This window comes from Staphylococcus sp. FSL W8-1270 (genome assembly GCF_038007165.1).
GTDB classification, from domain to species: Bacteria; Bacillota; Bacilli; order Staphylococcales; family Staphylococcaceae; genus Staphylococcus; species Staphylococcus hominis.
Window position 1 is genome coordinate 354,283 of the sequence record NZ_JBBOWQ010000001.1, and the last position, 12,984, is coordinate 367,266.

At 31.9% G+C, this 12,984-nt stretch carries 11 protein-coding genes; 8 read left to right on the top strand and 3 right to left on the bottom strand.

Features of this window, described 5'->3' with window-relative positions; genetic code table 11:
- Window position 1 precedes the first annotated feature (1 nt).
- Both NSU06_RS01640 and NSU06_RS01645 read right to left on the bottom strand, forming a co-directional pair.
- Entirely contained in the window at window positions 2–946 is a 945-nt protein-coding gene (locus NSU06_RS01640) for an LLM class oxidoreductase (protein WP_340779188.1), read from the bottom strand.
- A 157-nt stretch (window positions 947–1,103) separates the two neighbouring features.
- A complete protein-coding gene (locus tag NSU06_RS01645; protein WP_202596561.1) occupies window positions 1,104–1,655 on the bottom strand; it encodes a TetR/AcrR family transcriptional regulator in 552 nt (183 codons plus the stop codon).
- A 304-nt stretch (window positions 1,656–1,959) separates the two neighbouring features.
- On the opposite strand from NSU06_RS01645, the gene NSU06_RS01650 reads away from it, so the two are divergent.
- From NSU06_RS01650 to NSU06_RS01660, 3 genes are all read left to right on the top strand, one after another.
- Entirely contained in the window at window positions 1,960–3,018 is a 1,059-nt protein-coding gene (locus NSU06_RS01650) for a PTS transporter subunit IIC (RefSeq protein ID WP_145472988.1), read from the top strand.
- A 110-nt stretch (window positions 3,019–3,128) separates the two neighbouring features.
- The gene (locus tag NSU06_RS01655; RefSeq protein ID WP_019835155.1) at window positions 3,129–4,553 is read left to right on the top strand and encodes a polyphosphate--AMP phosphotransferase; all 1,425 of its coding nucleotides are present in this window, start codon (window positions 3,129–3,131) and stop codon (window positions 4,551–4,553) included.
- Between the two features lie 426 nt (window positions 4,554–4,979).
- Entirely contained in the window at window positions 4,980–5,708 is a 729-nt protein-coding gene (locus NSU06_RS01660) for a transglycosylase (protein WP_340779191.1), read from the top strand.
- A 119-nt stretch (window positions 5,709–5,827) separates the two neighbouring features.
- Here NSU06_RS01660 and NSU06_RS01665 read toward each other — a convergent pair whose 3' ends face one another.
- On the bottom strand, window positions 5,828–7,144 hold the full coding sequence (locus NSU06_RS01665; protein ID WP_049419732.1) for an ISL3 family transposase: 1,317 nt from the start codon (window positions 7,142–7,144) through the stop codon (window positions 5,828–5,830).
- A 249-nt stretch (window positions 7,145–7,393) separates the two neighbouring features.
- Between NSU06_RS01665 and NSU06_RS01670 the strand changes: the two genes are divergently transcribed.
- Genes NSU06_RS01670 through NSU06_RS01690 form a run of 5 tightly spaced genes read left to right on the top strand, consistent with a single transcriptional unit; the run spans window position 7,394 to window position 12,938 of the window.
- The gene (locus NSU06_RS01670) at window positions 7,394–7,891 is read left to right on the top strand and encodes a glycosyl-4,4'-diaponeurosporenoate acyltransferase CrtO family protein (RefSeq protein ID WP_340779195.1); all 498 of its coding nucleotides are present in this window, start codon (window positions 7,394–7,396) and stop codon (window positions 7,889–7,891) included.
- Entirely contained in the window at window positions 7,881–9,389 is a 1,509-nt protein-coding gene (locus tag NSU06_RS01675) for a phytoene desaturase family protein (RefSeq protein ID WP_340780024.1), read from the top strand. Before NSU06_RS01670 ends, NSU06_RS01675 begins: the two co-directional genes overlap by 11 nt.
- 14 nt (window positions 9,390–9,403) lie before the next feature.
- Window positions 9,404–10,525, top strand: coding sequence for a glycosyltransferase (locus tag NSU06_RS01680; protein ID WP_340780027.1), 1,122 nt, complete (start codon window positions 9,404–9,406; stop codon window positions 10,523–10,525).
- 29 nt (window positions 10,526–10,554) lie between these two features.
- Window positions 10,555–11,421 (top strand): phytoene/squalene synthase family protein, encoded by an 867-nt coding sequence (locus NSU06_RS01685; protein WP_340779198.1) that lies wholly within the window; start codon window positions 10,555–10,557, stop codon window positions 11,419–11,421.
- An 11-nt stretch (window positions 11,422–11,432) separates the two neighbouring features.
- Window positions 11,433–12,938 (top strand): phytoene desaturase family protein, encoded by a 1,506-nt coding sequence (locus NSU06_RS01690; RefSeq protein ID WP_340779200.1) that lies wholly within the window; start codon window positions 11,433–11,435, stop codon window positions 12,936–12,938.
- The last annotated feature ends 46 nt before the right edge of the window (window positions 12,939–12,984 follow it).

Genomic DNA, 12,984 nt, shown 5'->3' on the forward strand with positions numbered 1-12,984 from the left:
CCTAATTTGTATGAGCTGGGAAGTGGGGTACAATATACGTTCCAACTTCTTCTATGAGTTCTTCGATATCACGATCATCATTTGTAAATCTTAAGATAATATGATTTGTATTAATGGATTCATAAGCTTTTAATATTTGTAATAAATTTTTACGTCCAGTACGGAAACCACCTTTAATCGGTTTTACGGTTTCGTTTGGATTTCGGGATAAATCAATCATTAAAATATTCATAAATGGCTTGAAGCGGTCAGTATCACTGTGCCAAGCTTCAACTAATTTCTTTTGATCTTGAAAAGGTTGGGCGTAAAATAACCAACCATCCATATGCTGTTGTAACCAGGACATGGATTGTCTTGAGTAGCCTGTACCAAACATCGGAATTGTAAGATGTTTAGGCAATACTTGTAACCCTGAATCCTCATATAATTCAAAAATTGAATTTGAAATGTTGGGAGAATGTGATTGCCAAAGTGCTCTTAATGATTGAATGGTTGTTTGATAACGTTCTGTTAATTCACTTTCATCTACTTTAAATGCAGGGAATTCGAAAGAACGATCACCGGTAGCCATACCGAGTAATAAACGTTGATTGGAAATAAGATCAAGTGAGGCTGATGATTTAGCTAGGTGAATGGGATGTCGTAACGTTGCCACAATACTGCTGGTCCCAAGTGCAATTTTTGAGGTAAACGCACTTAAATACGTTAGGAAAACAAATGGGTCGTAATTTTCAGTTACAGGTCCTAAATGAGGACTATATAGTGGATTATCTCTTACGAATAAACTTGTAAATCCTAATCGTTCAGCTTGTTGTGCAAACTTCACTTGTTCGTTAAAATCAATATGCTCTTTATTTTTACTATCAAATGGTATGGATAGACCTAATGTTAATTTATGATTTTTAAAGGTACGTTTAAAACCCTCATGATTTTCTATCTTGGACATATCATCCCTCCTAACTAAACTTTACATAAACAACACTTATTATCTAAACAACAAGTGTTGTTTATAATATAACCTAAATAATCATTTTATGCAAGTCGCATGCTTTTCTATAAAACAACACTTACAATCATTAAGACTGTAAGTGTTGTTTATAGAATTATAGATTTGTAATATGGTGAAGTAAAAATGGTAAGTTTTGATTAATAAATTGCTCAGCACTTAGTTCGCTTGTATTTAACCAATGTCTTGCCAGTCCACATAAACCAGCGGCTAAAAAGCTTGCGCTATTTTCAATAATACTAGAATCGTGCTCGGGATATTTATGTTGTAACATAAGGGTAAACATAGCTTCCAACTCGTTGTTAATGCATTTATGAGCATGGTTACAAAATGTCTCACGATTGAGTTTGCAAGCATTTTGTACATTTTCCAAATAATATGCTATCGAGACAAATAATTTAGAGATAATCTGACCATTGAGCGTTTCTGAAATAGACAACGTTTCTTTAATATCTTTAAGAACAGTCATTGATAATGAATAATCTAATATTTCATATTTATCATTAAAGTGTGCGTAAAATGTAGCCCGATTAACAGTAGCACGGTCAGTAATATTTTTTACTGTAATTTGGGTCATTTCTTTTTCTTGTGACACATTTAGAAATGCTTCTACGAGTAATTGTTTTGTACGTATGACTCTTGGATCCATTTTATTGCTTGGCACAAAGACACCCCTTTCATTTTAAAATGTGATTACTTTAAATTATTAAACGAACAAAGAAGGTTGTCAAAGAGTATGATTACTCTTTCTATTTTAAACTATTATAATAGAAGAAATTTGTTTTTTCTTTTTAAATTACATATATATTGTTGGTCAAAATTCTTAAAATATCCATAAAACTAGAAAAATTTAAGAAAATGATAAAATAAATATTCTGAAAATTTAGAAAATGTGTTATAGTATTTTTTATCATTACTTAATACAACAACAAAATATTATAGGAGGTATAAGAATGACAACAGAACTTAGAAAAATAAGCGTTGGAGATTTTATTTTTAGAGTACTTTCCGGAGTGGCTATTGGGATTGTGGTAGGTTTAGTACCGAATGCCATTTTAGGTGAAATCTTTAAAGCTCTTATGCATCACCATCCTATTTTTGCAACATTACTACATGTTGTTCAAGCATTACAATTTACTGTACCAGCATTAGTAGGTGCGTTAATTGCGATTAAATTTAATATGACTCCTCTTGCGATTGCAGTCGTATCAAGTGCAGCTTATGTAGGAAGTGGTGCTGCTCAATTTAAGAATGGGGCTTGGATTATTGCAGGTATTGGTGATCTAATCAATACGATGATTACTGCTGCAATTGCAGTTTTATTTATTCTACTTATTGAAAAACGTGTAGGAAGTATGGCATTAATTGTTTATCCAACAATTGTTGGAGGTATCTCAGCTACAATTGGTGTGCTCATCCTACCATATGTACATACTATAAATATTGCGATTGGTAATATGATTAATAGTTTCACTGAATTACAACCCGTATTGATGTGTATGTTAATCTCAATGGTATTTAGTTTTATTATTATTTCCCCATTATCAACAGTAGCTATTGCTATTGCCATTGGTATTACAGGTTTGGCAGCCGGTTCAGCTTCAATTGGTATTTCAGCTACTGAAGCGGTTTTACTTATTGGCACAAGTCAAGTAAATCGTGTTGCAGTACCAATTTCTATTTTCTTTGGTGGCGTGAAAATGATGATGCCAAATATGGTGAAATATCCAATTATTATGCTACCTATTTTGATTACCGCAGCGGTGTCTGGTGTAGTGGGTAGTCTTATCGGTATTGCTGGAACAAAAGAATCTGCAGGGTTTGGATTTATTGGGATGATTGGGCCGATTAGTGCATTTAAATTTTTACATGTCGATTCAGCCGTTATGAGTATCATCCTAATTATTATTGGTTTTTTTGTTGTACCTTTAGTAACAGCATTTATACTAGATGTTGTTTTACGCAGAGTCTTAAAATTATTTACAAATGATATTTACAAATTTATGGGATAAACGCATTAGCCTGGGACATGATGAATTGTCTCAGGCATTTTTAAATTTAAACGATAAATGCCAATAATGTTACAATAAAATAGAAAAAAGATTAAAAGGATGAAGGGTTAATGGCGAAAAAAATTGAAGCTTTAGCATTAAAAACAGCAGAATTAACACGACGTACACATGAACTAGGCATTCCAGTGATGATATTATTTGAAGGTGTACCTGCATCTGGGAAGACGCGCTTATCTAATGAGTTATTATTAAATTTAGATGCGAAGTATACACAATTTATTGCGACACAGTCACCTAAACAGGATGATTTAAGATATCAATTTTTACAAAAATATTGGAATACCTTACCTAAAAAAGGTGATATAAATATTTATTTTAGAAGCTGGTATTCTCATTATCTAGATTATAGAGAAAATAAAATTAAACACGACAAATATAAAAACTATGATGTACTCAAACAACAAATTTCTTCTTTTGAAAATATGCTTAAACGAGATCACTATGAAATCATTAAGTTTTTCATAGAAATTAATGAAGAAAAACGTCAAGAACATATTCAACAAACCAAAGATAATCCATTGACGCGTTGGAAAGTTCAAGAATATAGTAATGTACTTTCAACAGATATTTATCTTAAAGACATGCGTCAATTTATAAAAAATGATAAAGCATGGGAAATCATTGATTATACCGAAAGAGAAAAAGCGATTGAAACAATGTATGAACATATTATCAAACGTCTTGAAACAGCGATTGAGAAGCATGAGCAAAAAGAAGAACAGCGAGACGGTAAATTTCATTCTAATTTTAAAACACACCTTTTTGATAGAAAGGTGGATAAAGTAAAAAAAGATGAATATAAACAGCTCATTGAGGAATTGCAAAATCGTATGAGAGAAATTCAATTCGCTTTATATGATAGAAAGATTCCACTTATTTTAGTATTTGAAGGTATGGATGCAGCTGGTAAAGGCGGAAATATTAAACGAATTAGAGAAAAATTAGATCCAACGGGTTATCGAGTGAATGGCATTAGTGCCCCTACAGATGTTGAATTAAAACATCATTATTTATGGAGATTTGCGAAAGAAATGCCAAGAACAGGGCACATCGAATTATTCGATAGAAGTTGGTATGGTCGTGTATTGGTAGAGCGTGTCGAAGGTTTTGCTACTGCCGATGAATGGCAACGTGCATATGATGAAATAAACGCATTTGAGAAAATGTGGACAGATGAAGGAGCGATTATTTTAAAATTCTTCCTTACATTAGATAAAGAAGAACAATTAAAACGTTTTAAAGATCGTCAAGAAAATGTTAATAAACAATGGAAAATTACAGATGAAGACTGGCGAAATAGAGAAAAATGGGATTTATACGTGGAATCAAGTCACGATATGGTTGAGAAAACAAATACATCCTATGCACCATGGCTTGTTGTCCCTGCTGATCATAAAAAAACCTCTCGTATTGAGATACTAAAATATATTATTCGTAATTGTGAAAAGGTACTTTGGGGAGTAAAGGATTATTAAAAATAAATAAGGAAACTTAATACGTACAAGCTCTTGTTTTTTTATCAAAAATAAAGAATTTAAATAGCCAATTACATTTTAAAAATATTACAGTAATGTAACAAAACATTAATTTGTAATATTACTAATGATGTTAAAGTATTGTAATTTTTGTAAGAAAGTATTGTAAAACGTTAATTTATAATAAAAATAAACTCCATATTGATAGATTTTATATATTACAAGAAGTATTTAATATATTTCAATATTACAAAATGATGGATTAATTGTAATTTTTTGTAAAATAAGCGTAATACTATTCTACGAATTTTGTGTTATAGTATCTATTGTCAAAAGTTAAACAACAAATCAAAACAGAAATTAATCTTAAAAAAAGAACGAAACATAACGAAAATATATATTTCAATTTTGGAGGAATTATTTATTATGAAAAAGACAGTAATCGCTTCGTCATTAGCAGTAACTTTAGGTTTAACAGGATATGCTTTAACAAACGATCACAGTGCACATGCATCTGAACAAACAACTAACTATTCTCATTTAGCTGACTTAGCTCAAAATAACCCATCTGAATTAGATGCTCACCCAGTACAAGCTGGTGCATATAACATTTCATTCGTAAAAGACGGTTTCAAATATAACTTCACTTCAAATGGTAACACTTGGTCTTGGAACTACACTTACGCTGGTGGTGCTGACACAGCTCAATCAACTACTGACTATACTGAGTCTTATAATCAAGCTTCAACTCAATCAGTAAGTTCAAATAATCAAGCTAGCGCTTCAAATGTAAAAGCTGTTTCAGCTCCAGTACAAAGAACGTCTAGCTACAATAACTACAGTGCTCGTACAACTTCATACTCAGCACCAAAAACTACTTCATACTCAACTGCTTCAACTGGTGGATCAGTTAAAGCTCAATTCTTAGCTAACGGTGGTACTGAAGCTGCTTGGAATGCTATCGTAATGCCTGAATCAGGTGGTAATCCAAATGCTGTTAACCCAATTGGTTACAGAGGTTTAGGTCAAACTAAAGAATCATGGGGTACTGGTTCAGTAGCATCACAAACTCAAGGTATGGCTAACTATGCTAAATCACGTTACGGTTCATGGGATGCAGCAATTGCTTTCCGCCAAGGTCACGGTTGGTGGTAAGATTTAAGTAGATAACTGGATAGGACATCGAGTTATCAAAAAAGGAGGACGACAATGTCGTCCTCCTTTTTTTATTTTGGTTCTACGTCAAATCGGACTGATGAGTCCAAATATTGAGATTAAGCAACCTTAAGTTGTTTAATCTCTTTTTTTGTTGTTGAGGCAAATAGTCGCGAAGTTATAATAATTCGATTACGCAAATTATCATAATTTCTATAACCAAAAGATACCCTTTTAATGAGTTTGATTTTATTATTAATTCCTTCTAACGGACCGTTGGTCAGGTTAGAATATGTCATAGTATTTTCAATGAAAGCTGCTAATCGTCTTAAAGTTCTAATGACTGGGCGTAATTTAGGACACACATCTGAAAGATGAATAGAAAAGAGTTTATGATTAAATTTCTCTATTTGATTTTCTTTTAATAATCTTCTTAGCTCATGAACGTAGTGATATGTATTAAATAATTCTACATCTACACCTAATAAGTAATTTATAATGCTTTTTTCGGTTTTCCACTCTTTAAATAAATGGACTTTATGATAATTAAATGTTTCTAGCATTTCAAAAGGTTTAAGAAATAGTTTCCAATAACTTTTATATTTATTATAAAGCGGTCTATTAGAGATTCTATAACTATTCATTACATGAACTCTAGACATATTTAACGCTCGATTTAAAGATTGAACAATATGAAAACGATCAATAATAATCTTCGCGTTAGGAAATAATTGTTTGATTAGTGACATATATGGTTCATACATATCAATCGTTACTGTTTTGACTTTTTGTCTGAGTTTTAAAGAATAGCGATAAAAATGATCTTTAAGCGATTTCAACTTACGATCCGCTACCACATCTACGATGCGGTGCGATACAGCATCTGCATAAATAAAGCTCATTTTTCCTATAACATTTTTAACACTTTTAAATTCGTCCATCATTAAGTGTTCAGGTAGAGCATCAAAAGAAGACTGACCTACGTCGCTTGCCGCTTGATTAATCACTCTAGACACAGTCATTGATGATACTAAGCATGACTTAGCGATAGATTTTTGAGACCGGTATTCTTGTGCTTTATCTAAAACTGCAAGTTTTGTTTTATTAGAAATAAAACAATGAGCGTCGACAATATTAGATTTAGCAGTAAAATGACTGTCACATGATTTACAATAAAATCTTTGTTTTTGAAGTTCTAAATAAGCGGGCATTTCCATAATTTTAAGTAAAGTAATCGTTGAGGTTTTCTTACCATTTTTTACTATAGAGAAATTTTCATTTTTAGTTGAACAATTTTCACAATGTGTAGGTTGATAAGTGAGCTCGGCATAGTAAAACAAGCTCATTCGTCCTTTATGTTTTTTCTCAATCACTTTATCTGAAAAATTTAGATTTTTATCTTTAATTCTTAATGTATTTAATATAGACTTACACATAGGCGCATTACCTTTCTTTTTTATTTTGTGTGGTAACTAATAATTATAGAGGTAATTGCGCCATTTTTGTATTCAAACATAAAAATTGGACTGATGATTTTTAGTCATCAGTCCAATTTATTATAGAGCCTTTATTTTTTAATATAATATTTTTAATTTCTTGCTTAGTACATATCAAACTACTTTCTTTTAATGATTAATTATTTTAATTATAATTAATATAACTATATTGAAAGAGGGTGATATGAATTGAGTATAAACAAAATAGTGAAATTAGGATTATATCATAGTGTATATTGGTCGGTTACTCAAATGTCGCTATCTCACTTATTTACAAAAGTGCCTAGTTCTTTTTTTGAGACATATCATCATTGGTTTAAAACATTCCCATTAGAGCAAGGAGGGCAGTTATGGAATCGTCTTTTTCTTATTAATAGATGGAAAGAGTATATTCCAGAAGGAGAATGGGTAAATAAAAATATTTATAATAAGCATGTTTTGAAACCACTAACTCAAGAAAGTGTTTATAAAATGATTATCGAAATGAGACGAGCTGAATTAGTACATTGGCTTTCTATATTGCCAGTTATTGTCTTTGTAAAAGCACCTAAATGTATTAAAACAATAAATATACTATATGCTTTATTAGCAAATGTACCGATTATATTGACACAACGTTATAATCGACCAAGATTAGAAAGATATTACCAATTAAAGTACAAGAGAGGTATCGATGATGGCGAATAAAACAATTGTCGTTATTGGCGGTGGATTAGGAGGTATATCAGCTGCTATACGTTTAGCGCAAAGTGGTTATCACGTAGATTTATTTGAAAAAAATACACATATAGGTGGTAAAGTGAATCGATTAGAAACCGAAGGATTTGGTTTCGATTTAGGCCCTTCTATCCTAACTATGCCTCATATTTTTGAAAATTTATTTTACCATAGTAATAAAGAAATGGCAGATTATGTGACAATTGAACGCTTACCACTTCAATGGCGTAGTTTTTTTACAAATGGTAAAGTGATTGACTTATATGAAGATTTAGAACAGACGGAAAATAAGAATAGCCATTTAACAGACTATGATATTCAGCAATTATCTAATTTTCTAAATTATGCAGAAAAAATACATCGATTTACTGAAGATGGATACTTCACTTTAGGTTTAGATACGGTAACGGACATTCTTAAATATCAGGGTCCTTTTAAATCTTTAAAAGGTGTAGATTATTTTTCAACAATGCAACAAGCGATTAATCGATATATAAACAAACCTGAACTTCAAGATATGTTAGGATATTTTATCAAATATGTTGGATCTTCTTCATATGATGCACCTGCTGTATTAACTATGTTAGTACATATGCAGTATGAACAAGGATTATGGTATGTCAAAGGTGGTATTCATCATTTAGCCAATGCTTTAGAACGACTTGCTGAAGATGCAGGAGTTCAGATTCATAAAGGTATTGACGTAACAAGCATTGATACCTATTTCAATCAAGTCACAGGAGTAAGACTTGATAATGGTCAGCACATTCATGCTGATTACATTGTCTCTAATAGAGAAGTAATACCAACGTATCGAGATCTACTTCATTTTTCTGATAAAAAGTTGGAAAAGTTAGAAAAAATATTTGAACCCGCCAGTTCTGGTTATGTGATGCATTTAGGTGTTAATACATCTTATCCTCAATTGGCTCATCACAACTTCTTATTTTCAAATGATTCTAAACAAAATTATCATGAAGTTTTTCATGAGAAAGTGTTACCACAAGACCCTACCATTTATCTCGTTAATAGTAATAAAACAGACGAAACACAAGCTCCTAAGGGATATGAAAATTTAAAAGTACTACCGCATATTCCGTATATCCAAGATCAACCGTTTACTAAAGAACAATATGATGAATTTCGAGAAAGAGTTTTAGATAAACTAGAACACATGGGTTTAACCAATTTAAGAGAACATATTATTTATGAAGATGTATGGACGCCTCATGATATTGAGAGCAATTACGCATCGAATAAAGGTGCCATTTATGGAGTGGTGGCAGATAAAAAGAAAAACAAAGGTTTTAAATTTCCTAAACAAAGTCAATATTTTGATAATTTATTCTTTGTTGGTGGTTCTGTCAACCCAGGTGGAGGTATGCCAATGGTAACACTGAGTGGACAACAAGTAGCAGATAAAATTAATACCATAGAAGAGGCGAAATTATTAAAATATCAGCCTTAAGGAGACACTCAATGATGAAACGATTAGCTAAACTATTATACCCATTACTCGGTGCTTCAATAGCGAGCGGATACTTTATGTATAATCGTCAACGATTACTTCAATATAATAAAAAAACAACTAAGAAAAATTATCCATCTGTCAGTATTATTATTCCGGCTAGAGATGAAGAAGTTCGATTACCACGCTTATTGACGAGCTTAAATCAACAGTCTATCTCTCCAGAAATTATTGTGATGAATGATGGATCTAAAGATAATACTAGAGTAGTAGCATTATCTTATGGTGCTAAAGTAATAGATGTCGTAGAAGGTGACGATGCACGGTGGTATGGTAAATCGTTTGCTTGTTATCAAGGTGTTCAGTATGCAACGTCAGATATTTTTATCTTTATAGATGCTGATGTACAACTATTAGATTCACATGCTTTAGAATCTATATTACAAGCTTATGAAAAACAATCATATCGTGGACTATTAAGTATTCAACCCTATCATCTCGTCAAAAAAGCATATGAACAGTTTTCAGCTTTATTTAATTTGATGACAGTTGTTGGAATGAATCAATTTTCAAGTTTATCTCATCATAAGCAAACATTAGCATTTGGTCCAGTTACAGTAATGAAGAAAGAGGATTACGTTTTAACCCAAGGTCATAAAAATGCTGAATGTCATATTATTGAAGGATTTGCTCTTGCTCAAGCTTTCTCGAATTATAATCTACCTGTATCGTGTTATGAAGGTAAAGGATTTGTAGGATTTAGAATGTATGAGGAAGGGACTAAATCACTGATACAAGGTTGGACAAAACATTTTGCGACTGGTGCTTCTAGAACTGAAGGTACGATAATGTTTATGATTATGACATGGATGATGGGAATAACATTTAGTCACATCTTATTGTTGCTCAGTTTTGTTACAAAAACCGTATCAAAAAAATGGGGAGGATTATCTTACTTCTTATATCTTATTCAATTTATAAGATTGCATAAGCGTGTAGGGAGTTTTTCGATATTATTTTTAATCATGAATCCATTATTATTTGTGGTGTTTGTATTTGTATTTATAAATTCATATTGTCAGACACATTTTACTAAAAAAGTAAGATGGAAAGGGCGTACTTTTAAAATTAATTAAACATGTAAAGTATAACAGGGGGACGCTTCATGAGTTTTGTAGAAGAAAGTTATCAGTACTGTCATAAAATAATGAAAGATTATTCTAAAAGTTTTTCATTTGCATTTGATTTATTACCAGAGCGACAACGACGAGCTATCTGGGCAATTTATTCCGTGTGTCGGATTATTGACGATAGCATTGATATTCATCAAGATGTCGATTATTTATATAAAATTAAACAGGATATACAACGGATCGAGCATCAATCATATATTCAAAAATCGTTTGAAAGTGATCAACATATTATGACTGCTTTTGCAGATACAGCTCAAACATTTCCAATGAATTACTATGCATTATATGAATTAATAGATACTGTTATGAATGATCAATCCTTTACAATGTTTGATACTGATGATGCCTTAATGGAGTATTGTTACGGCGTCGCTGGAACAGTTGGTGTATTACTTATACCTGTATTATCTACTTCTCCTACAAAAGAAACATATGAAAATGGAAAACAACTAGGGGAAGCTTTACAACTAACAAATATACTTCGAGATGTAGGTGAAGATTATCACAACGGACGTGTTTATTTAAGTATCGAACGATTAGAACAATGTGGCGTATCAATAGATGATGAAATGAATAGTGGCCCTTCTGAAAAATATAAAAAATTGTGGGAATATTATGCAACGATTGCGAAGAATGACTATGAAGCGGTACTTAATCATCTAGATGTGTATGACAAAGAAGCACGTTTTATTATAGAATTAGCAGCTCGCGTATATAAAAGCATTCTTGATGAGACAAGAAAAGCGAATTACACACTTAATCAGCGTGTTTACGTTTCCAAATGGAAAAAGAATCATATTTATCGTGAATTAAAGAAAGAATATAAAGTAAAAGAATAGGTGGGACGTTTATGGATATTGCCGTTATAGGCGCAGGAATCACTGGATTAGCGTCAGCAGCACGATTAGCTTCACAAGGACATCATGTGACAATATTTGAGAAGAATGGAAAAGTTGGAGGAAGAATGAACCAACTTAAAAAAGATGGTTTTACTTTTGACTTAGGTCCAACTATTGTTATGGTACCTGATGTATATAAAGCTATATTTGAGGAGTGCGGCAAACACTTTGAAAATTATATTGATATGCGCCAATTGTCACATATTTTTGATATCTATTTTTCAGATAAAGATAAAGTAAGTGTCTCTACGGATTTACCTCAATTAAGTCAAACTTTAGAAGCGATTGAACCAGGTGCTACACATGGATTTATGTCATTTTTAACAGATGTCTATAAACGTTATGACATTGCACGTAAGTATTTCTTAGAGCGCACTTTCCGCAAACCAAGTGAATTTTATAATCCGATTGCTTTATATAGAGGCATGAAATTAAGAACACTTGGTAAAGCAAATCATCTTATTGATAGCTATGTTAAAAATGAAAAGATTCGTAAATTACTTGCTTTTCAAACACTATATATAGGAATCGATCCAAAGCAAGGTCCTTCTATTTATTCAATTATCCCAATGATAGAAATGATGCATGGCGTATATTATATCAAAGGTGGCATGTATAGCTTTGCTAAAGGTCTTCATCGTCTTACACAAGATTTAGGAGTCAGTATTGAATTAAATTCAGACGTTCAAGAAATTATTATAGATCCTAAATTTAAACGTGCGGATGGTTTAAGAGTGAACGGAGATATTCGTCGTTTTGATAAAGTATTATGTACGGCAGACTTCCCATATGCAGCGCAACATCTTATGCCAAGTCATTCTCCACTTAAGAAATATACACCTGCTAAGATAGATAAAATGGATTATTCATGTTCTGCATTTTTAATTTATGCAGGAGTAAACAGAGATTTGAAAGATAAAGTTCATTTGCATAATGTGATTTTTGCTGAAAATTTTAGAGGGAATATTGACGATATCTTTGAAGGAAGATTACCGAAAGACCCTTCTATATATCTTTATTTCCCCTTCGTTGAAGATGAGGATTTGGCTCCTGAAGAAAAAACAAGTATGTACATTTTAATGCCAGTACCTGAGCTTAAAACAGGTCAAATCGATTGGAACAATCCAGCCATAATTGAACAGGTTAAAAATGAAATTTACAAAAAAACAGAAACAATTGAATCACTTAAAGGATTACGTAACGATATCGTATCCGAAACTATTTTTACACCCTTAGATTTTGAAACACATTATAATGCTAAATTCGGTACAGCCTTTGGATTAATGCCTACTTTAGCACAAAGTAATTATTACCGTCCGCCTAACGTGTCCCGTGATTATAAAGATTTATATTTTGCAGGCGCAAGTACACATCCAGGCGCAGGCGTACCCATTGTATTAACAAGTGCTAAAATAACAGCAGAGGCTATGTTAGAAGATATAAAAAATATGAAATAGAATAAATAAATCTGAAAATTGACAATTATCAGTGTAATGTTAAAAT